Raw genomic sequence first — 22,025 nt, forward strand, 5'->3', positions numbered from 1 at the left:
CTCGGGTCAGTCAGAGTCAGTGTCGATCGCCCGTTCATTGGGAGCGATTCCAAAATGGTGCCAGGCCTGGCGAGTGACCACCCGACCACGGGCGGTTCGCATCATCAGGCCCTGTTGAATCAGGTAAGGTTCAATGACATCTTCGATGGTGTCCCGCTCTTCACTAATGGCAGCGGACAGCGAATCGACCCCTACGGGGCCGCCATCGAATTTCTCGATCATGGCCAGCAGCAGACGACGATCCATATGGTCGAGACCATGATGATCCACGTGCAGCATGTTCAAGGCCTGATCGGCAACTTCAGCAGTGATCTGCCCCTCTGCGCGCACCTCAGCGAAGTCCCTCACCCGACGCAGCAGGCGATTGGCGATACGCGGAGTCCCTCGCGAACGGCGTGCCACTTCCCGGGCACCCGCTTCATCCGTCTCTACTCCCAGCAATCTCGCCGAACGACTGACGATTTCCGTCAGTTCATCGATGGCATAGAACTCCAGACGCTGGACGATGCCGAAGCGATCGCGCAGAGGGGATGTCAGACGTCCTGCTCGGGTGGTAGCGCCCACCAGAGTAAAAGGTGGTAGATCAAGCTTGATGGAGCGTGCAGCCGGTCCTTCGCCGATGACGATATCCAGCTGAAAATCTTCCATGGCGGGATAGAGAATTTCTTCCACCACCGGCGACAGGCGATGAATTTCATCGATGAACAACACATCGCCCGACTTGAGATTGGTGAGCATGGCGGCAAGGTCGCCAGCACGCTCCAGCACCGGCCCGGAAGTCGATGTCAGATTGACACCCATCTCCGCGGCGATGATGTTGGCCAGCGTCGTCTTGCCCAGTCCCGGGGGGCCAAACACCAGGGTATGGTCAAGACTCTCGTCCCGCGCTCGAGCCGCATGGATAAAGATTTCCAGTTGCTCACGCACCCGGGGCTGGCCGATATAGTCAGCCAGACGTTTCGGGCGGATAGCATGGTCAACCCGAATATCGCTCTCTTGAGCACTGGCTGCGATCAGACGATCGTTCTCTATCATGGCATCATCCTGCCATGCGGCGAGCCAAGGCCGCCTTGATCATGGCTTCCGTACTTCCTTCGCCTTCCAGGCCGGAAAGCATGCGACTGGCTTCAGCCGGCTTGTACCCCAGGCTGACCAATGCGGCTTCGGCGTCGGCCAGAGGATCCTGGGCCGGGCGCGAGGCATTGGGCAAGCTGCCACCATCAAGCGGCAGGCTGTCGGGATGCTGCCAATGCGGAAAACGGTCACGCATTTCGATGATCAGGCGCTCGGCGGTCTTCTTGCCAACCCCCGGAAGACGGGTCAGTGATTTGACGTCATCTTCCATCACGCAGCGTACAAAGGCGTTTTCATCCATGCCAGACAGGATCGCCAGGGCCAGCTTGGGACCAATGCCATTGACCTTGATCAGAGCACGAAACAGCGCCCTTTCCTGTTCCCTGGCAAAGCCGAACAACAGATGCGCATCATCGCGAATGGTCAGATGAGTGTAGAGAGACACTTTTTCCCCTACACCAGGCAATGCCACCAGCGTCGTCATGGAGGCTTCCAGCTCGTAGCCGACGCCACCCACATCGACGACCAGCCCCGGGGGGTGAGTTTCCAGCAATGTGCCCGTGATGCGTCCGATCATGGCGCGATGGTTTCCTTGATCCTGCGTGTTTTAAGAATGCACTGAACATGCAATGCTTCTCGATGATCTGATCTGCGTACTTCTGGTGCTGTGTGCTTCGGGTGTATAGACATACATACCCTCTTTGGCTCCCCACTATACTGATGGGTTAGGGTGTATGCCAGATGAATCAAACACCGTTCGACAACTCTTGATGTCGGCCCCAGGCGACATCCATTGCCTGGCGGAGATCCGCATCATGCCGCTTTGCCGCTCAAGGCCGAAAATGGCGCCAGGACGTCGATCTGGAGCGCTTCTGTCTTCCACCATAACTGCCTTCCTTGACAAGTCCGCGAGAAGCATAGATGTGGGTCAGGGCAATGGCCAGCGCATCGGCGGCATCTGCCTGCGGAGTCCCGGAAAGGCCTAGTGCCGCAGTCACCATATGCTGCACCTGGGGCTTTTCCGCGGCTCCGCTACCCGTGACAGCCTGCTTGATCTGACGTGCCGCATACTCGCTGACCGATAGACCATGGTTGGCTGCACAGACAATGGCCACTCCGCGTGCCTGGCCAAGCTTCAATGCAGAATCTGCATTCTTCGACATGAACACTTTTTCGATGGCCAGTGCATCTGGGCGATGTACCGCAATCAACTCGCTGATTCCGGCATAGATCTGAGCCAAGCGCTGGGCCAGGTCATCATCCTTGAGCCGAATGCAACCACTCGCCACGTAGCGCGGAGTGCGCTCACCAGCATCCACTACGCCGTAACCGGTAATACGCGAACCAGGATCGATTCCTAGAATCAGCACTGATTGCCCCTGTTGTCGTATGTCCTGCAAATCCCTGTCGCCATGGCAGGCTTCCTCTCTCTATATAAGCCAGACCACTCTATCGCGTTGGAGAAAAAACGTCTTGTACATCATTGAGATCCAGGCGCCAATCAGAGGAGCAATGAATTCTTGGCATTTCCCTGATCTTCCAAGATGTTGCCATGCATGTCGCCCGATGCAGACAGGAATAACAAAATCAGCAAGACAAAGCTCGATGGAGAACCCGGGCTGTGCCGGATATTGATCAAGATCAGGGCATGGATCAAGCCAGTCGATATGTGATGCAGATAACATGCTCTTCATGTATTAGCATCTGCCATCAGCGTGAAATACCACCTCAACCACCCATGACAAGCATGGCCCGCAGGAGGATAAAACGTGAGGGATGTAGCCATCATCGGCGCTGGCCCGGTCGGGCTCTGCCTGGCCAGCACACTTGCCGCTTCGGGAATGAAAGTTTCTCTGATCGAGCGACAACCACGCTCGGAGCTGGCCCAGCCTGCCCCTGACGGTCGCGAGATCGCCTTGACCCACGCTTCGCGCCGCCTGCTCTGTGACATGAACATCTGGCAACACCTGAACAGTAGCGATATCTCTCCACTGCGCCAAGCACGTGTCTTCAATGGTCAGTCGACCTGGTTCATGGGCTTTGGTGATCCATCTTCGGACGAGCAACCATTGGGATTCATGGTGCCCAATCATGCCATTCGCCATGCCGCCCATGAAGCAGCAGCGACATGGGACAATATCAAATGGCATCATGCGGGCCTTGCCTCGATAGCCAGCAGCGCTCACTGCGCCACTCTGGATCTCGATAATGGGGAGCGCCTGCACGCGCGTCTGGCTGTGGCCGCAGATAGCCGCTTCTCGACATCGCGTCGGCAAATGGGGATCGCGGCTGAAATGCGCGACAATGGCCGCTCGATGATGGTCTGTCGAGTCAGTCATGAGCATGCCCATGACCAGTCCGCCTGGGAGTGGTTCGACTACGGCCAGACATTGGCCCTGCTGCCTATCTCCCCTCACCTTTCATCTGCCGTCGTGACCTTGCCTCATCAGCAGATGGAGGCATTGATGGCACTGGATAGCGAGGCCTTCAGCGCCCAGTTGACTCAACGCTATGGCGGACGTCTCGGCCGCATGAGTTTGATCGATCAAGCTTATGCATACCCTTTGATCAGCACTTATGCCGAACGCTTCCATGCCCAGCGATTTGCTCTGGTCGGTGATGCCGCGGTGGGCATGCACCCCGTGACTGCCCATGGCTTCAATTTTGGTGTGCACAGCACGCATCGTCTTGCTCGTCGTGTGATCAAGGCATTTCAGCGTGGCCAGGACATCGCCGCACCACGCCTGTTGTCTGCCTATGAACGCGAGCACCGCCTGGCAACGCGTCCGTTGTATCTTGCAACGCAGGCGATTGTCAGTCTCTACACTGACGAACGTCGGCCTGCTCGCCTACTGCGTCATCTTGGATTGCAACTCGGCGAACGCATGGAGCCCGCTCGTGCCCTCATCAGTAGACACCTACAGGGGGAAGCATTAATGCCAGGCCTGACCGACCTGCCTCCACTTCCTGCTCTACCCCGCCTCCCTTTCATGAACCAGACATCATGACCGGGCAATAAAAAAGCAGCCTCGCTCTGGGCGAGGCTGCTTGTAACAAGCGACTGTGCCTGGATGTGACTTTCAGCCGGAACCAGGACAGGAAGGAGCGGGAAACACACCGCTCCTTCACAGAGGCCTTATTCGCTGTCTTCGGCCTTGGCTTTCTGACGCAGGCGGATATTGAGTTCCTTGAGCTGCTCGGGACTCACTTCACCAGGCGCTTCGGTCATCAGACAGGCAGCACTTTGTGTCTTCGGGAAGGCAATCACTTCACGGATGGTCTTGGCTCCAGTCATCAGCATGACCAGACGGTCGAGGCCAAAGGCCAGGCCACCATGGGGAGGCGCACCGTATTGCAAAGCATCCAGCAGGAAGCCAAATTTCTCGTTGGCCTCTTCATCACCAATGCCAAGAATCTCGAATACGACCTTCTGCATGGCTTGATCATGAATACGGATGGAACCGCCACCCAGCTCGGTACCATTGAGCACCATGTCGTAGGCACGAGACAGCGCTTCGGCCGGGTTAGCCTTGAGCTCTTCCGGGCTGCAGGCAGGCGAAGTGAACGGGTGATGCAATGGGCTCAAGCGGCCATTGTCATCCGCCTCGAACATCGGGAAGTCCACCACCCAGAGAGGCGCCCACTCGCAGGTATAGAGGTTCAGGTCTTCACCCAGCTTGACGCGCAGTGCGCCCAGCGCCTCATTGACGATGCGCGCCTTGTCAGCACCGAAGAAGACGATGTCTCCATCCTGGGCACCGACACGGTCCAGCAGCGTCTCGATGACGTCTTCCATGAACTTGACGATGGGTGACTGCAGCCCTTCGATGCCCTTGGCACGTTCGTTGACCTTGATCCAGGCCAGACCACGGGCACCATAGATTCCGACGAACTTGGTGTATTCATCGATTTCCTTGCGTGAGAGCTTGGCGCCTCCGCTGACCTTGAGCGCAGCAACGCGTCCGTCTTCTGCATTGGCTGGACCGGAAAACACCTTGAAATCGACATCCTTCATCAAGTCGTCGACATCGACCAGTTCCAGCGGAATACGCAGATCCGGCTTGTCCGAGCCGAAGCGCTGCATGGCCTCGTGCCAGGTCATGCTCGGGAACTCTCCCAGATCCACATTCAGCACGTCGCTGAACAGGCTGCAGATCATGGCTTCGGTGATCGCCATGATATCGGCTTCCTCTACAAAGGAAGCCTCAAGGTCGATCTGAGTGAACTCAGGCTGACGGTCGGCACGCAGGTCTTCGTCGCGGAAGCACTTGGCGATCTGATAGTAACGATCGAAACCCGCCACCATCAGCAGTTGCTTGAACAGCTGCGGAGACTGAGGCAAAGCGAAGAAGCTGCCAGCATGAGTACGGCTTGGTACCAGATAGTCGCGGGCACCTTCCGGGGTCGCGCGAGTCAATACAGGCGTCTCGATATCCAGGAAGCCCTCGCCTTCAAGGAAGGCACGCACACTGTGAGAGATGCGTGAACGCAGACGCAGCTTCTCGATCATCTCTGGACGACGCAGGTCGATATAACGATGCTTGAGGCGAGTTTCCTCACCCACCTTGCCATGCTCGTCGAGCTGGAACGGAGGCGTCGCTGCGCTGTTGAGCACCACGACTTCCTTGGCCAGAACTTCAATCAAGCCAGTCGGCATGTTCGGGTTCTGGGTGCCCTCGGGACGCAGGCGAACGCGGCCCTGAATGCGCAGCACGTACTCGCTGCGGGCGCGGTCGGCATTAGCGAAAGCCTCGGCGGTATCGGGGTCAACCACAACCTGAGCGACACCATCACGATCGCGAAGGTCGAGGAAGATCACCCCACCGTGGTCACGGCGGCGATGAACCCAGCCGCACAGGGTGACCGTCTGGTCCACCAGAGTTTCGTTGAGCTGGCCGCAATAATGGCTGCGCATGTTGGATCCTGTCTTGTTGCGTGAAGAAAAAAAGGCGCTAAGGAGGCACTGAATAAATGTCTGCGCGACGATTTATTTAGCACTTCCTCAATAGCACATCAGGCTGCGGCATCGCCGCCTGAGGAAGAACTATTGGAAGAGCTAGAATCACCAGCGAGGTTCTTCTTGCTACCACCTGTCTTGAAGTCGGTTTCGTACCAGCCACCACCTGCCAGACGAAAGCCTGCCGCAGAGACCAGACGATTAAGTTCCGGCGCTTCGCAGGATGGGCAATCAGTCAGCGGATCGGCACTGATTTTCTGCAGTTTTTCCAGACGATGGCCACAAGCCTTGCACTGATATTCGTAGATGGGCATGGTAATCAATTCTCCAATTGCATCGAAGCCGGTGGCAGCGATGCCATCACACCGGGATTTTCTAGGGCAAGACAATCCAGACCTGAGCCGCTGACCTTATCAAGGTCATGTGTCTACCAAGGCTCTGTTTATCAAGGATTGTACCTGCTGAGGTGCGATATATGGCCAGGTTCCAAGGATTGCAAGACCGCTGCGCTTCCAAGGTTGAATGCCCGGCCACGAATGAAAAGGCCATAGTATAGCCTCTGGAGCACTGCAAGTCCCAGCCCTGCTGCATCATTCCATTACGCTGTATCGAACGATCATCGATAGGCAACAGATAACTCGACTATCACCACAGAACAACTGTCACCACAGAACAACCAGGAGTCACGATGAAAGCCGTCCTGCTCGACGCCGATAGTCTCGGCCCAGATATTGACCTGTCTCCCATTCGCCAGCGAGTCGATACATTGGAGGTCTATCCCACCAGCACCACCCAGCAAGCCAGGGAGCGGCTGGCAGATGCAGATGTCGTGCTGGTCAATAAGGTCGTTCTGGACGCTGAAACCCTGACATCACTGCCTTCATTGCGGCATATCTGCGTACTTGCGACCGGCACCAACAACATCGACATGACGTGTGCCGACAAATTGGGGATTCGTGTCGACAACGTCAATGCCTATGGCACGGCAAGCGTTGCCCAGCATACGCTGATGCTCATGCTGGCCCTGGCCAATCGCCTGCCGCTCTATCAGCGTGACGTAAGCGAAGGGCTATGGGGAAAAAGCCCCTTCTTCTGCCTGATGGATCACACCACCCTCCAACTGGAGGGCAAGCACCTGGTAGTGGTGGGACAAGGAACCCTGGGAGCCAAGGTGGCCCAGTTGGCCGAAGCTTTCGGCATGCGCGTCACTTTCGCTGCGCGCCCGGGCAATGAGAGCAATGACTCGCGCTCAGCCCTACACGAAGTATTACCCACTGCCGATGTGGTCAGTCTGCACTGCCCTTTGACCGAGCAGACACGTCATCTCATCAGCGCCGATGTCCTCCAGCGCTTCAAGGACGGCGCATTGCTGATCAACTGTGCCCGCGGGAGTGTGATTGATGAGCAAGCCGCCCTGGAAGCTCTGCGCCAGGGAAAACTGGGAGGGTTGGCCGTGGATGTACTGCCGCAGGAACCTCCTCGGGATGGTCACGCTTTGATCAGTGCCCTTTCCGAATCCCCTACCCTCAATCTGTTGGTGACGCCGCATAATGCCTGGATTACTCCAGAAGCACGTCAGAATATTGTGCACTTGACTGCACAAAATCTGGATCAAGCCCAAAGAGAGACGGCATGAAGACCGTCCGCTTGAGCATTTTCATCGACGATTTAAGGGAGTCACCGGAATAATGTGATGCTTAGAGAGGGATGGTGACTTTTATTAGAGGACTCATCCCCTATCGCATCCTGATGACAATTTGAATGTGGCAATGTGTCAGGAAATTCTAGCGCAAAAGAAGATAACGGTATAAATCTATTTAACCCGTTGAATTGAGATCAACGCCTTGCACCTGGTGCAGACACCTCCGATACTTTCGCGCTGGAACGATGCATTGAGGAAGCACTGAATTCATCAGTCGAGCTTCCCTGAGCCCTGCCTGGGTAACGGATTGGAATATCTATGTTGTACAACTACGGATCGATCAATATCGATCATGTCTATCGCGTCCCTCACCTGGTACGACCTGGTGAAACCCTGGCCAGTCATGCACACAGCGTCGGGCTTGGCGGTAAAGGTGCCAACCAGTCCTTGGCTCTCGCCCGTGCTGGCGGACAAGTCACACATTGGGGAAACCTCAATGTCCGGGACCGGTGGGCTCGCGATTTGCTTGCCGATGCTGGCGTCAAGGTTGGCCATGTCAATGAAATCGATGGCCCCTCAGGTCATGCCATTATCCAGGTAGATGACCAGGCTGAGAACAGCATCCTCCTGTTCCCTGGCGCCAATCACATCTATGGCAGGAATGACCTGAACAAATTGATCGCCGACACTGCGTCAGGCGACTGGCTACTGTTGCAGAATGAATGCAGTGGGCTGGCAGATGCCATTGAGCTAGCGCATGAAGCTGGTCTCAAGATCGCGTTCAACCCCGCTCCCATGAGCGATGCTGTCCGTGAATTGCCACTTCAATATTGCGACCTGTTGTTCGTCAACAAGGGCGAAGCTGCCTGGTTGGCCGGTGTCGCTGAGGATGTCTCTGCGCAGCAATTACTTGATGCCCTGGACGTTCAGTTGCCTGGCTGTCAGCTGGTACTAACCTTGGGAGGAGAAGGCGCTTGGTACCAACATGATGGACAGCGTCACTTCCAGCCTGCCCTTCCCGTCAAGGCCGTTGATACAACGGCGGCTGGCGACACCTTCATTGGCTATTACCTTGCAGCCATGCAAGAAGAAGCCGATATTCCCGCATGCCTGGCATTGGCTGCCACAGCAGCGGCTCTCGGCGTGCAACGCTCTGGCGCTGCCGACAGCATTCCATTTCGTGCTGAAGTCGATGATGCACTCAATGCAGACCGATTCGATGCTTGAGACGCTTGAATCTTGAGACCTCTGAAGGAGTTTCCGTGACCTATCCGATTATCTTCGACACAGATCCAGGCGTGGATGATGCCCAGGCGATTGCCATCGCCTTGCGTCACCCTGAGATAGAATTGCTCGGAATGACCACCACCTTTGGCAACGTGGACGTGGAAACCGCCACTCACAATGCCCTGTTGCTGGGCGAGCTGGCCGGCAAGCCGGTACCTGTCGCCCAGGGCGCAGCCTGTCCGATGGTCAAGCCTCGTCACCCAGCACCAAAGCATATTCATGGTGATAATGGGCTGGGCAATATCGATTTGCCTCCCGTTGCAGGACAAGCAGATCCACGTAACGCGGCCCAGTTCATCGTCGATACCGTCAACCAGCGCCCGGGAGATGTCAGCCTGGTTGCGGTGGGCCCCTTAGGTAACCTGGCTGCCGCGTTGCAGATCGATCCGAGCATCGTCACCAAGGTCAAACAGGTCGTGATCATGGGCGGTTCTATTCGTGAAGGCGGCAATGTCACCCCGGTAGCAGAAGCCAATATCTTCAACGATGCCCATGCTGCACAAAAAGTGCTGACGGCAGAATGGCCCCTGACGCTGGTAGGCCTGGATGTGACCCATCGCTGCGTGCTGACTCCGCAGCACATGGAACGCATCGAGACGGCCCAGGGCGAGCTCGGGAAAGTGCTGGCCGGTAGCTATGCGTTCTATCGGAATTTCTATCGCCAGGCACTGGGTATTGATGGCTGCTGCCCGCACGATAGCGTTGCCCTGGCATGGCTGGTGCGTCCAGACCTGTTCGAGACACAACGCGGTCATCTCAATGTGGTGACAGAAGGCAGTGCCGAAGGTCAGACCCTGTTTGCACCCAAGGGCCGCGCCTTTATCCAGGATCGCTGGTCACAGACACCGGAGGTGGATGTATGCCTTGGGGTCGACGGACAGGCTGTCAGCAACTGGATCACTGATACGTTGTCGTGATGTAAAGCCGGCCCGGAAAGCACAGATTCGAAAGGATCAAAGTCAAAGCAGGGAATACATGACGCCATGTATTCCCTGCTTCGTGTTTTCTAGGCGGCTACCAAAGAAAGTTAACCCGCATGAGAAAGTTACCCCGTATGGAAATGACGGGGCAGAGGCGTCGGCTGCACCACTTCCGTTTCAACATGCGTCACCTGAGCCCCTTGCGGTCCCTTCCATAACCAGCGCAGAACAGTATCAACCGCCTCGCTATCGCCACAGAGCAGGACCTCGACACGCCCATCGACGAGATTGACGGCGTGACCAGTAAGCCCGACAGCCAATGCCTGGCGTTGGGTAGATGCCCGATAGTAAACACCCTGTACCCTGCCAGCGACCAGAGCTCTTACGCAATACGTCGCACTCATTCCCGCCCTTCCTCTACCGCAACATCGTGCTCTTTTTCCTGCCTTTCCTTGTCATAGCGCTGCCGCTCATCTTCGGAAAGCTGCGCCCTGACACTCTCCTGGTCGAACAATTCCTGCTTGATCAGAACCGCACTGTTGCGAGGAATCAGCGGTTTGTGTCGGGCAACCAAGTGGCACTTGGTAAAGGCGGCACCAAACAGAAGTATCAGTGATGAATAGTAGACCCACAGCAGAACCATCACCACCGAGCCTGCGGCACCGTATGTGGATGCTGTCGCAGTATAGGCAAGGTACATGGCGATGACAGAACGCCCCAGAGAAAACAGCAAGGCTGTCACCACAGCGCCAACAATGACGTCTCTCCAGGACAGCACCACATCAGGCAACACCCTGAATATCGTGGCGAACAAAGCCACTACCACCGCCAGAGAAACAAGAAACTCAGCCCCCTGAGTCAGCAGTCCGACAAAAGGCAACATGTCATGAGCTGCCTTCAAGGCTGCACGAACGAAAATACCCAATCCCAGCGATACCAGCAGGATGAAACCTATGGCCAGTACCACCGTCAGCGACATCAGACGGCTCTTGATCAGGCGCAGGATGCTATTGCTCGTCGGGCGCGGCCGAACTCCCCAGATAGTGTTCAAAGAGAACTGCATCTGTCCGAATACCGTTGTTGCTCCTAGCGCCAGAGCAGCAAACCCCATCAAGGTAGGCATCAGCCCTGATTCCTGAATTCGAGACTGATTGACCGCTTCCTGTATTGCAGAGGCAGCACCATCTCCCATGGCTCCCTGCAGTTGGGCAAAGATCTGCCCCTGCGCCGCTTCTTCACCAAGCACAAATCCTATTACTGTTACGGCAATAATTACCGTAGGTGCCAATGAAAATAGCGTATAAAAGGCCAGAGAGCCGGCGTAACTGAATGCATTACGCTCCAGCCATAGTTGGACGGAATCACGCAACACGCTCCACCAGAACACAACGAAATCCTTTATCATGATGCTCCCCTGTACCTAGATAGTCACAGCATACCCAATTACGAGCCGCTGCGCCGGCAACTTGTTGTCATATCAGCGCATTGCACCAGGGCACTCCCCTCATCATAATGACTCCACTCATTAGTCTGGAGCGTGCATGATCTCATCCTCCGAGTCATCCCAAGCGAACAGCGACTTCGATTGCCTGGTCTTCATCGGACGCTTTCAGCCGCCTCATCTCGGTCACCTGGCAGTCATTCGGGCTGCGCTGAAACGCGCCCGTCAGGTGATCGTTCTGGTCGGTTCAGCCTGGCAGGCACGCTCTCTGCGTAATCCTTGGCGTTTTGACGAACGCCGCAGCATGTTGCGCAGTGCCTTCGATGATGATGAGAATGCTCGGCTCGAGATCGTGCCGTTGCTGGATGCACTGTATAACAATGATGTGTGGGTACATGACGTTCAACGCAAAGTACGAGACCTGGCCCAACCATCGCACGCACGCTTTCCCCGCATCGGACTGATCGGCGCCAGTCGTGGCCAGTCCAGCTATTACCTGTCCCTCTTTCCTCAGTGGGAATCGGTCAGCGTCCCCCTGGTCGAGGCAATTTCCGCAAGTGAAATCCGCCAACGCCTGTTCCGTTCCAAAGGCTCCGCGGTGGAATACCTGAGCACCAATGCGACTCATGACCTCCCCCCGGGAGTCGTCAAGGACATCCGCTCTTTCATGCTTGATCAGCCCTATCAACAGCTCATCGAAGAGCAGCAACTACTGGACCAGTATCGCTCGGCCTGGGCCCAGGCCCCCTACCCCCCCATCTTCGTCACTGTGTGCGCGGTGGTGGTGCAATCGGGGCATGTCCTGCTGGTCAGGCGCACCTCAGCACCAGGCAAAGGACTCTATGCTCTGCCAGGGGGATTCATCAATTCCCAGGAACGCTTGATGGATGCCTGCTTGCGTGAGCTGCGCGAGCGAATTCGCCTGAAGGTGCCCGAACCAGTATTGAAGGGATCACTGCGCGGGCAACGCCTGTTCGATGAGCCCCATCGCAGCTGGCGAGGCCGCACACTGGCGGAGGCCTTTTATTTCGCCCTCCGTCCAGACCAGCAGTTGCCCAAGTTGAAGCCTGTGAAAGGGGGCGATCACGCCCGCTGGGTGCCCTTGGCCGAACTAGAACCGGACAACCTGTTCGAAGACCACTTCTTCATCATCCAGAACTTCCTGGGACTTCCTGCCGATCATGGCACCTGGTCGGGAAGATAAACTTTCAGACAGGCCATCTCTTCAATAGACGACCGCTTTAACAGACTATCGCTTTAACAGACTATCGCTTTAACAGACTATCGCTTCAACAGACAGCCTCAGGCTTCGAGAAAGTCCCTGGGCAACTTCATCATCTGCCGCCAGAGTTTCTCTACGCCAGGCTTGTGTACCAGGGAACAGCGATAAAGGCGGATTTCCAGCGGCACATCCCAAGCTTCGTCTCCCGCACGCACCACGCGCCCTTCATTGAGTTCCTGGCGCATGCAGAAATCCGGTATCCAGGCCATCCCGACTCCCTGCAATACCATGGCCTTGAGCCCCTCGGCCATGGCGGTCTCATAGACAGTGCGCAAGCGCATGCGTAGTGGATCGTTCTTCAGCAGCATCCGCACACTGCGCCCAAGGAAAGCCCCCTGGGTGTAAGCCAGATAGGGAATGGAGTTGCTGTCATTGAGCGCGAAGCGTGGCTCGCCATTGTCATCCGGCACGCTCACCGGAATCATCTTTACCCGCCCAATGGAAAATGAAGGAAATGCTTCTGCATCCAGCTGCATGCTGGCATAGGGGTCATAATAGGCCAGCATCAGGTCACAATTGCCTTCGCGCAGCACATGAATGGCCTCCCCCACGTTCATGGCAATCAGGCGGGTCGGCAACTCCCCCAGACCTTTTTGCAACCGCGAAATCCACGGCGGAAAGAAGCTTAATGCCAGTGAATGGGCTGCCACGATATCCAGGGCTTCATTGGCCATGGACAGGCCACGCAGATGGCCCAGGGACTCATTGAGTTGCTCCACGATATTACGCGCCGTGACCAGGAACAATTGGCCTTGCGGCGTCAGGTCGATGGGCGTGGTTGAACGATCGACCAAGGTAACGCCAATGGCCTGTTCCAGTGATCGAATGCGGCGACTGAAGGCCGGCTGGGTCACGTGTCGCTGCCGTGCCGAGGCGGAAAAACTACGCGTATTGGACAGCGCAACGAAATCTTCCAGCCATTTTGTCTCGAGATTCACCACCGCTCCTGTTTACCAACGCCTTATCTTTGGGCGACCTCAATTTACCGCAAAGCGGCAGCAGTCCCAAACAACAATCAGTATCAGAACTTACAGCAAGGCGACCTGCCCCCCATACGTCATTGAATGGGAGACAGAAGATAGGCACCTCGGGACACTACCTTGCGCCATAACGACCGCGAACGTAGCTCTGCGAGGCTGACTTCGCGGCAGTTGGCAAAGTCAGCCTCCAGCATCGTCTGGACATCCTTGGCGAAATCACGATCTACCACCAATGCCGTGATCTCGAAGTTCAAGCGGAAGGACCGATTATCCAGGTTGACGGTACCGACACTGGCAGCCTCATCATCAATCAGCGTGACCTTCTGGTGCAGGAACCCAGGCTGATAACGATAGATACGCACGCCGGACCTGACCATATCCGGGAGGAAAGCGAAGGCCGACAGGAACACCAGCAAGTGGTCTGGCCGTTCCGGTATCATGATGCGCACGTCCACTCCGCGCATGGCAGCCAGCTTCAAGGCGCTCTGCACGCCCTCATCTGGCACGAAGTACGGACTGGTCACCCAGAAGCGTTTCCGCGCGCTATGAATGAGATGCTGGATCAGCAGACTTGCCGTCTCACGCCCATCTGCCGGGCCTGAGGGGATGATCACAACGCGACGATTGGCCTCCGGCCAGACCTGTGGCGCCCAGCATAGATTGAGCATCTTGCCCGTGGCCCAGTGCCAGTCTTCCCAGAAAGCTTCCTGCAGCCCCAGTACGCTTGGTCCTGCAAGCTTCATGTGGGTGTCGCGCCAAGGCCCATGGCGTGGATTGAGACCAAGATACTCGATGCCTACATTCAGGCCACCAAGCCAACCGAGGCGACCGTCCACGACCAGAATCTTGCGATGATTGCGGAAGTTGAGCTGAAAGCGCCGCTTCACGCCCTTGGATGAGTGAAAAGCACTCACCTCGACACCAGCTGCCCGCAGGTCCTTTAGAAAGCCCTCACGCAACTGATGGCTACCAATCTCGTCGTACAGGAAGTAGATACGCACCTGGCGCTGTGCAGCGGCAATCAACTGATACTTGAGCCGGCGCCCAAGAGAATCGTCTCTCACGATGAAGAACTGGATCAGAATATAGGAACGGGCTTCTTTGATACCGGCAAAAAGGCTATCGAAAGTGGCATCGCCATCGACCAGGAGCTCGCTATGATTGGCACCGGTCAATGGCATCATGGCCAACTGCTCTACGGCCCTTACATCAGCATCATTGGTCTGGATCTTATAGGCGTCGAAACGGTCCCGATAACGCTCCAGCACCTGGCGCAGAACCGTATCACGCTGGCCTCTGGCACTGACATAGCCATAGAAGCGGGGACGACCAAATACCCAATACGCCGGCAAGGCCAGGTAAGGGAACGTCACTAGCGAAATAATCCAGGCAATGGCCCCCTGCGATGTCCGGCTGGACATCAACGCCAATACCGCCGAGAAAGCCCCAGCGGTATGAATGAGAAAGACGGCCAATCCCAGCAGCCAGGTCGTCATCTGTAGCCTCCTTCCTTGTAGCCCCAGAGGATACTCTTAGAAACGATGACCCCGCCAGTTGGCGGGGTCATTTAATGTATCAGCGTAACGGAATATCAAGCCGTCTGGGCAATGATTTCCTTCCACTTGGCGGGGCCCGTCTGATGCACGGAAGTGCCCTGTGAATCCACAGCCACCGTTACCGGCATATCTTCCACTTCAAACTCGTAAATGGCTTCCATGCCCAGATCTTCAAAGCCAACCACACGGGATGCCTTGATTGCCTGAGACACCAGGTAGGCTGAGCCTCCCACTGCCATCAAGTATACCGCTTCATTGTCGCGGATCGCCTCGATCGCAGCCGATCCACGCTCGGCCTTGCCGACCATGCCCAACAGGCCGGTCTGTTCCAGCATGGTGCGGGTAAACTTGTCCATGCGCGTTGCCGTCGTCGGACCAGCGGGACCTACGACTTCATCACCAACAGGATCCACCGGACCGACGTAGTAGATGAAGCGCCCTTTCAGGTCCACCGGCAATGCTTCACCCTTGGCGAGCATGTCTACCATGCGCTTATGCGCCGCATCACGACCGGTCAACAGCTTGCCATTAAGAAGCAGCGTATCACCCGGTGCCCAGGTCTTGACCTCTTCAGGGGTGATCTCATCAAGATTGACGCGCTTGACATTAGCGCCAGCCTCACGCGTGATTTCCGGCCAGTCCTCCAGACGCGGCGGCTTGAGCGCAGCGGGCCCGGAACCATCCAGCGTGAAGTGGGCATGACGCGTCGCTGCGCAGTTGGGGATGATCGCCACCGGCTTGTTGGCCGCATGAGTGGGATAATCCTTGACCTTGATATCAAGCACTGTCGTCAAGCCACCCAGACCCTGGGCACCGATACCACTCTTGTTGACCTTGTCGAACAGTTCCAGGCGCAGTTCCTCGGAACGGTTAGCGGCGCCACGCGCTTGCAGGTCCTGGATATCGATCGGATCAAGCAAGGCTTCCTTGGCTAGCTCCATGGCCTTCTCAGCAGTACCGCCAATACCGATACCCAGCATGCCGGGCGGACACCAGCCTGCCCCCATCTTCGGCAACTGTTCCATTACCCAGTCAACCACTGAGTCGGAAGGATTGAGCATGGCAAACTTGGACTTGGCTTCGCTGCCACCACCCTTGGCCGCGACATGTACCTCGACAGTATCGCCCGGCACCAGCTTGTGGTGGATTACCGCAGGTGTATTGTCCTTGGTGTTCTGACGCTTGCCGTCCGGATCCGCCAGTACGGAAGCTCGCAGGACATTATCCGGGAAATTGTAGGCACGACGTACGCCTTCGTTGATCATGTCGTCGAGGCTCATGTCGGCCTCGAAGCGCACGTTCATGCCAACATGGACGAATACGGTGACGATACCTGTGTCCTGACAGATCGGACGGTGGCCGGTGGCACACATGCGAGAATTGATCAGGATCTGGGCAATGGCATCCTTGGCTGCGGGGTTCTGCTCCCGCTCATAGGCTGCTGCCATGGCATCGATGAAGTCTTTGGGATGATAGTAGGAAATGTACTGCAGGGCATCAGCGACGCTCGTGATGAGGTCGTCCTGGCGAATCACGGTCATGGATGACTCCTTGGGTGGGTCGTTATACCCGCTTCTCTTTACGGCCTGCAACTGACAACACGCCATGGCTTCGGCGATGCAGTGGACGATACCGCATCGCCACAGCCCAGCACTTCGTGCACATGTATTCGAAACAGCCTGGAAAACATGTCTCAAGCACATGGCTCTGCGGACAGCACACCGTGGGCGGGTTTAGGACATGCGCATTGGTAGCGACACATCCCACAAGCGGCCCATAGTGTACCTCAAGGAAACAGATCGCGGCAGCTCCGACACCATCCTGAACGTTCTCAGAAGCCCATTGGGATACTCAGCAACAAGAAGATAACGGTATAAACTGTTCGGCAAGGGCACCGTTTCATTGACAGGCTACTGCTATTCAACGGCGCCAAATACTTCGACAGGCTCAAGAGCCAGGTTATATCGCGCCAAGCGCCAGCTGACGTTCCTGGAGTTCGTGAAGACGGTCCCTCAGGCGTGCAGCTTCTTCGAACTCGAGGTTCTGGGCTGCTTGCAGCATGGCATCCTCCAGGCGACTCATCTCCTTGCGCAGCTCCTCTGGCGACAGGGATGCCGGATCATAGATGCCCTCTGGCTCGGCAACCTTGCGCTCCCCCTTGCGCCCACGGCTCTTGCGACTGCCAGGGGCAGCAGCCGCCTCGAGAATATCCGCCACGGAGCGAGTCACTGTACGCGGCGTGATGCCGTGTTCTTCGTTATGCGCTTTCTGCTTGGCCCGGCGGCGTTCTGTCTCGTCCATGGCCTTGCGCATGGAATCCGTGATGCGATCGCCATATAGAATCGCTTTACCATTGGCATTACGTGCCGCCCGACCGATCGTCTGGATCAGTGAACGTTCCGCACGCAAGAAACCTTCCTTGTCCGCATCGAGAATGGCCACCAGGGAAACTTCAGGAATATCCAGGCCCTCTCTGAGCAGGTTGATTCCCACCAGTACGTCGAACTTGCCCAGGCGCAGGTCACGGATGATTTCCACCCGCTCCACCGTATCGATATCAGAGTGCAGGTAGCGTACCTTGACATCGTGCTCGTCGAGGTACTCGGTAAGGTCCTCGGCCATGCGCTTGGTCAGGGTCGTCACCAACACCCGCTCTCCTACTACGGTGCGCAGGTGGATTTCCGAGAGCAGGTCATCAACTTGAGTCGAGGCCGGGCGCACCTCGATTTCTGGATCCAGCAATCCCGTAGGACGCACGACCTGTTCGACCACCTGACCGGCATGCTCGGCCTCATAGGGCCCCGGTGTGGCAGAAACGAAAATGGTCTGCGGGCAAATCCCTTCCCATTCCTCGAATGTCATCGGACGGTTATCCAGCGCCGAAGGCAGACGGAAGCCGTATTCCACCAGCGTTTCCTTGCGCGAACGGTCACCACGATACATGCCACCGACCTGCGGTACGCTGACATGGGACTCATCGATGAACAACAGAGCATCCGGCGGCAGGTAGTCAAAGAAGGTGGGCGGTGGTTCGCCGGGAGCACGCCCGGACAAGTAGCGTGAGTAATTCTCGACACCGTTGCAGTAACCCAGCTCATTCATCATCTCGATGTCGTAGAGCGTACGTTGCTCAAGGCGCTGGGCTTCCACCAGTCGATCTTCCTTGCGCAGGAACGCGAGCCGCTCCACCAGTTCCTCCTTGATCTGATCCACTGCGCCAAGGATGGTCTCCCGTGGTGTCACATAGTGGCTCTTCGGGTAGATGGTCATGCGAGGCACCCTGCCCTGCACTTCACCGGTCAGTGGATCGAACAGGCTGATCGTGTCGATTTCATCGTCGAACAATTCCACCCTTACCGCTTGATCCTCGGAGTCTGCCGGGAAAATGTCGATGACATCCCCTCTCACCCGATAGGTGCCGCGTTTGAAATCCATATCGTTGCGAGTGTATTGCAACTCGGCCAGACGCCGCAGGAAGCCTCGCTGGTCGATCAGTTCGCCACGAGTGAAGTGCAGACGCATCTTCAGGTACTGGTCCGGATCACCCAGGCCATAAATGGCCGACACCGAGACAACGATCAGTGCATCACGGCGTTCCAGCAATGCCTTGGTCGCAGACAGGCGCATCTGCTCGATATGATCATTGATGGAGGCATCCTTCTCGATGAAGGTATCCGACGACGCCACATAAGCCTCGGGCTGGTAGTAGTCGTAATAGGAAACGAAATACTCCACCGCATTGTCAGGGAAGAATGCCTTGAATTCGCCATAAAGCTGAGCAGCCAATGTCTTGTTATGTGCCATGACAATGGTTGGGCGCTGCAAACGCTCCACCACATTGGCCATGGTGAAGGTCTTGCCTGAGCCGGTAACACCGAGCAGGGTCTGGTGGGCCAGACCTGCCTCCAGCCCATTGACCAGCCCCTCGATAGCTGCCGGTTGGTCACCGGCAGGACGGAACTTGGAAGCGAGGCGAAACGGCTTGCTCATCATGGCTCCATGGAAATTGATCTTGGCAATACGAGTGTCAGGCGTCGACCACTGTGCGAGTGGTGATCTCCACACGGGAAGTCGTCATCAAGCGATGAATCGGGCATTTGTCGCTGATCTCTTCAAGTCTCGCCAACCTCTCTGGATCATCGACCCCATGAAATGTCATGGCCACATCCAGTCGGTAGACCCCTTTACGTTCATCGCGTTCATCACGCGTTACCACCACACTGACAGCATCCAGCGCCCAGCCCTTGCGCTGGGCATACATACGGGCAGTGATCGCCTTGCAGGCCCCCAGAGACACGTCGAAATAATCGTGTGGGTCCGGTGCGCTGCCACCACCGCCAAAGGCCTCGGGCACATCCACCAACAGTTCATCGAAACTGTGGATTTTAGCACTATGGCGCAACTTGCCATCACGCAGACTGCGAATACTGATCGTCATCCTGATGCCCTCTCGGTCGTGGCAACATGCACACAGCGGCTTTCTAGCTCACCTTGATCTTGAGCTTGAGCTGTTCAACAGCCTTGATCAACGCCTCACGACGCGCCCTCCCTTCCACTTCAGCGCCGTATCGACCTACTTCGACACTATCGACGCCATCCAGCATCATCAGAGCCGTGGTGATCCGGTTGATCTGATCAGTGCTTTCAACACCTTCAAATGTCAGTGATTGGTGAGACATCGATATACTCCTTGCATCCAGAACTTCTCCAGCAAACAAACAGCCAGGAATCGCACAGCTTAGCATGACCCGACAACCACAGAGCAGCAGCCCATCACGTCGAGACTTGTCCCATACTTGAAAAAGCCCGCTTGCGACTTCACATTCCTCACAGCAACCGCCTAGCAAAACACCTTTCAGCCCTGTGGGATAACATTCAGAATAGAATCATCCTCCAGGGCGATACACGCCAGGCTGGCAGGCAACCAGATATAGGAAAGGTCAATGACGGATTGGATCAGCGCCAATGGCGGACGGCTCCGCGCTCCCCATGATGTGGAGTTCGATACTGCGGACCCGGCACGTCAAGTACTCGAGAACACTGTCGCCATACCTCTGGTGCATCTGGGTGCCGTGGATGTCATCGGTGCCGATGCCGAACGTTTCCTGCAAGGGCAGACCAGTGCTCAACTGAGTCTCGTCGATGGTCATTTCGCACCCCTGACCGCCTTTTGCAGTCCCAAAGGCCGAGTGATGGCCAACGCTCAACTAATGCGTGTCGCACCGGAACACTACCGCTTGATTTTGCATAGCAGCCTTGTCGAACCGCTGACTCTGCAACTGAGCAAATTCGCAGCTTTCTATAAGGTCAGCCTGGAACCTCAGGAGAATATTGCACTGATCGGCCTGATTGGCCGCGAAGCTACCGCCCTGACGGAAGTCGATTGCGACCTGACACCGCCCAAGTTATGGCACCAGGCAACCTGTGGCGATACCAGTGTGCTGACTTATCCCGGTCCACAAACTCGCTACCTGATCACGCTCCCTACTCAGATGGCAGGTGAGTTCTTCCAGCGCCTGCTTAGCCAATGTGTAGCGGTAGGCAATGCGATATGGAAACTGGCCGATATTCAGGCAGGCCTGCACTTCATCAATGCTGATCAGCAAGATGCGTATCTGCCACAGATGCTCAACTGGGAAGCCTTGGCGGGAATCAGTTTCAAGAAGGGCTGCTATACCGGGCAAGAGGTGGTCGCTCGGGCGCATTTCCGCGGACAGGTGAAGAAACGCCTGTTCCGTGTGCAGATAGAAGGTGATGAATGCCCCGACAATGGTAGCGAGGTAGTCAATGAAAGCGGCAAACGCGTCGGGGAGATCATTGCCAGCCAGGTGGATGCCTATGGCCAGCCTGAAGGATTGGCGGTCCTGTCGACACAGGCCACGGAAGAGCCTCTCAGCCTGAATGGCCACCGAGTGCAACTGCTGAAATTGCCCTATGCGCTGGAACGGCTGGACCCAGAGGACCTGGCCGATTCTGCTGATACAACGACACAAGCGGATTCAAAGACGAAACAGGTTTAAATACCAAATAAGTGACGCGCCGTGGCCGAACTTGTTTTGGCCACGCTCTCCTGGCCCTGCCCACGCAGTTCAGCGACAACCCGGCACACCTCCGCCACCCGTGCAGGTTCGTTACGCTGGCCCTGGTAGCCACACAAGGGCATGTCCGGGCTATCGCTTTCCAGCACAAAGCCGTCATCAGGCAGGCGGGCCACCGCGCGCCTCAACCGCGCTGCCCGCGAATAGGTGACAGCGCCACCCAAGCCCACACGAAACCCCAGATCGATAAAGCGCTTTGCCTGTTCATATGAGCCGGTAAAGGCATGAATCAAGCCCCCGCGAGGCATGGCCAGATCTTTCAGTTGCTTGGCAACGTCATCATTGGCCCGAACACAGTGGATCACTACAGGAAGGTCTCGCTCCCGAGCCAACTTCAGCTGGGCAACGAACAATTGCCATTGGCTTTCCAGGGTCTCTGGAAAACGCGCGTCAATACCGCACTCTCCCAAGGCAACGATAGCGGCATGGCAATCCAGGTAACGAGCCAGCGCCAGCAGATCATTGTCGCCACCTTCAAGGCAATGCTCTTCCAGGAAGACCGGATGAAGACCAAGGCAGACACTCAGGCCCTGCGCGTTTCCCAGCGCCAGCAGCCCGTCCCAGCGAGAGCGTGTTGTCGCCGCGATAACGCAATGCCCCACTCCAGCCTGCCGCGCCCTCTGCAGCACCTCAGACCGGTCCTGGTCAAAGATCGGAAAATCCAGATGGCAATGGGCATCTATCAATTCGAGCATTGGTACCCTCCACTCTGCACAGGCGAGCCAGTGAAGAGACGGGGCGTATCCCGATAACAGGAGTGCCCCGCTTCACAGCTCAACCCCTCACCT

General features: G+C 56.6%; 20 protein-coding genes. 6 read left to right on the plus strand and 14 right to left on the minus strand.

Features of this window, described 5'->3' with window-relative positions; all coding sequences use genetic code 11:
- Positions 1–6: 6 nt before the first annotated feature.
- From ruvB to ruvC, 3 genes are all read right to left on the minus strand, one after another.
- On the minus strand, positions 7–1,035 hold the full coding sequence (ruvB, locus tag E4T21_RS10095; RefSeq protein ID WP_149284871.1) for a Holliday junction branch migration DNA helicase RuvB: 1,029 nt from the start codon (positions 1,033–1,035) through the stop codon (positions 7–9).
- Positions 1,036–1,039: 4 nt separating this feature from the next.
- Positions 1,040–1,651: a Holliday junction branch migration protein RuvA gene (gene ruvA / locus E4T21_RS10100; protein ID WP_149284872.1), complete on the minus strand. Its 612-nt coding sequence runs from the start codon at positions 1,649–1,651 to the stop codon at positions 1,040–1,042.
- 253 nt (positions 1,652–1,904) lie between these two features.
- On the minus strand, positions 1,905–2,444 hold the full coding sequence (gene ruvC, locus E4T21_RS10105) for a crossover junction endodeoxyribonuclease RuvC (protein WP_149284873.1): 540 nt from the start codon (positions 2,442–2,444) through the stop codon (positions 1,905–1,907).
- A gap of 399 nt (positions 2,445–2,843) precedes the next feature.
- On the opposite strand from ruvC, the gene ubiM reads away from it, so the two are divergent.
- Entirely contained in the window at positions 2,844–4,082 is a 1,239-nt protein-coding gene (gene ubiM, locus E4T21_RS10110) for a 5-demethoxyubiquinol-8 5-hydroxylase UbiM (protein ID WP_149284874.1), read from the plus strand.
- A 128-nt stretch (positions 4,083–4,210) separates the two neighbouring features.
- On the opposite strand, the gene aspS is transcribed toward ubiM, so the two are convergent.
- Complete coding sequence (gene aspS, locus E4T21_RS10115; protein ID WP_149284875.1) at positions 4,211–5,989, minus strand: aspartate--tRNA ligase; 1,779 nt, start codon at positions 5,987–5,989, stop codon at positions 4,211–4,213.
- A gap of 98 nt (positions 5,990–6,087) precedes the next feature.
- Positions 6,088–6,345, minus strand: coding sequence for an FmdB family zinc ribbon protein (locus E4T21_RS10120; RefSeq protein WP_149284876.1), 258 nt, complete (start codon positions 6,343–6,345; stop codon positions 6,088–6,090).
- 374 nt (positions 6,346–6,719) lie between these two features.
- On the opposite strand from E4T21_RS10120, the gene E4T21_RS10125 reads away from it, so the two are divergent.
- The 3 genes from E4T21_RS10125 to E4T21_RS10135 all read left to right on the plus strand — a co-directional run bounded on the left by E4T21_RS10125 (position 6,720) and on the right by E4T21_RS10135 (position 9,877).
- Entirely contained in the window at positions 6,720–7,667 is a 948-nt protein-coding gene (locus tag E4T21_RS10125) for a D-2-hydroxyacid dehydrogenase (protein ID WP_149284877.1), read from the plus strand.
- A 324-nt stretch (positions 7,668–7,991) separates the two neighbouring features.
- Positions 7,992–8,900: a ribokinase gene (locus E4T21_RS10130; RefSeq protein WP_149284878.1), complete on the plus strand. Its 909-nt coding sequence runs from the start codon at positions 7,992–7,994 to the stop codon at positions 8,898–8,900.
- 35 nt (positions 8,901–8,935) lie between these two features.
- Positions 8,936–9,877: a nucleoside hydrolase gene (locus E4T21_RS10135; protein WP_149284879.1), complete on the plus strand. Its 942-nt coding sequence runs from the start codon at positions 8,936–8,938 to the stop codon at positions 9,875–9,877.
- 128 nt (positions 9,878–10,005) lie between these two features.
- On the opposite strand, the gene E4T21_RS10140 is transcribed toward E4T21_RS10135, so the two are convergent.
- On the minus strand, positions 10,006–10,284 hold the full coding sequence (locus E4T21_RS10140) for an acylphosphatase (RefSeq protein WP_149284880.1): 279 nt from the start codon (positions 10,282–10,284) through the stop codon (positions 10,006–10,008).
- Positions 10,281–11,285, minus strand: a complete 1,005-nt coding sequence (locus tag E4T21_RS10145; protein ID WP_149284881.1) for a YihY/virulence factor BrkB family protein — start codon at positions 11,283–11,285, stop codon at positions 10,281–10,283. The genes E4T21_RS10140 and E4T21_RS10145 overlap by 4 nt, the downstream gene beginning before the upstream one ends.
- A 136-nt stretch (positions 11,286–11,421) precedes the next feature.
- Between E4T21_RS10145 and E4T21_RS10150 the strand changes: the two genes are divergently transcribed.
- Positions 11,422–12,525 (plus strand): bifunctional nicotinamide-nucleotide adenylyltransferase/Nudix hydroxylase, encoded by a 1,104-nt coding sequence (locus E4T21_RS10150; RefSeq protein WP_149284882.1) that lies wholly within the window; start codon positions 11,422–11,424, stop codon positions 12,523–12,525.
- Between the two features lie 98 nt (positions 12,526–12,623).
- On the opposite strand, the gene E4T21_RS10155 is transcribed toward E4T21_RS10150, so the two are convergent.
- The 6 genes from E4T21_RS10155 to E4T21_RS10180 all read right to left on the minus strand — a co-directional run bounded on the left by E4T21_RS10155 (position 12,624) and on the right by E4T21_RS10180 (position 19,818).
- Complete coding sequence (locus E4T21_RS10155; RefSeq protein ID WP_149284883.1) at positions 12,624–13,541, minus strand: LysR substrate-binding domain-containing protein; 918 nt, start codon at positions 13,539–13,541, stop codon at positions 12,624–12,626.
- Between the two features lie 119 nt (positions 13,542–13,660).
- Positions 13,661–15,079, minus strand: a complete 1,419-nt coding sequence (gene cls / locus E4T21_RS10160; protein WP_149284884.1) for a cardiolipin synthase — start codon at positions 15,077–15,079, stop codon at positions 13,661–13,663.
- Between the two features lie 95 nt (positions 15,080–15,174).
- Positions 15,175–16,680, minus strand: a complete 1,506-nt coding sequence (locus E4T21_RS10165) for a fumarate hydratase (RefSeq protein WP_149284885.1) — start codon at positions 16,678–16,680, stop codon at positions 15,175–15,177.
- Positions 16,681–17,098: 418 nt separating this feature from the next.
- Entirely contained in the window at positions 17,099–19,129 is a 2,031-nt protein-coding gene (uvrB, locus tag E4T21_RS10170; RefSeq protein WP_149287139.1) for an excinuclease ABC subunit UvrB, read from the minus strand.
- 37 nt (positions 19,130–19,166) lie between these two features.
- Complete coding sequence (locus E4T21_RS10175) at positions 19,167–19,577, minus strand: OsmC family protein (protein WP_149284886.1); 411 nt, start codon at positions 19,575–19,577, stop codon at positions 19,167–19,169.
- 43 nt (positions 19,578–19,620) lie between these two features.
- Positions 19,621–19,818: a hypothetical protein gene (locus E4T21_RS10180; protein WP_149284887.1), complete on the minus strand. Its 198-nt coding sequence runs from the start codon at positions 19,816–19,818 to the stop codon at positions 19,621–19,623.
- Between the two features lie 264 nt (positions 19,819–20,082).
- Here E4T21_RS10180 and ygfZ point away from each other — a divergent pair, with 264 nt between their 5' ends.
- The gene (gene ygfZ, locus E4T21_RS10185) at positions 20,083–21,159 is read left to right on the plus strand and encodes a CAF17-like 4Fe-4S cluster assembly/insertion protein YgfZ (RefSeq protein ID WP_149284888.1); all 1,077 of its coding nucleotides are present in this window, start codon (positions 20,083–20,085) and stop codon (positions 21,157–21,159) included.
- On the opposite strand, the gene E4T21_RS10190 is transcribed toward ygfZ, so the two are convergent.
- A complete protein-coding gene (locus tag E4T21_RS10190; protein ID WP_149284889.1) occupies positions 21,156–21,932 on the minus strand; it encodes a TatD family hydrolase in 777 nt (258 codons plus the stop codon). The two genes, ygfZ and E4T21_RS10190, sit on opposite strands and share 4 nt — an antisense overlap.
- Positions 21,933–22,025 lie beyond the last annotated feature (93 nt).

It is taken from the genome of Halomonas binhaiensis (genome assembly GCF_008329985.2).
Taxonomy (GTDB): Bacteria; Pseudomonadota; Gammaproteobacteria; order Pseudomonadales; family Halomonadaceae; genus Halomonas; species Halomonas binhaiensis.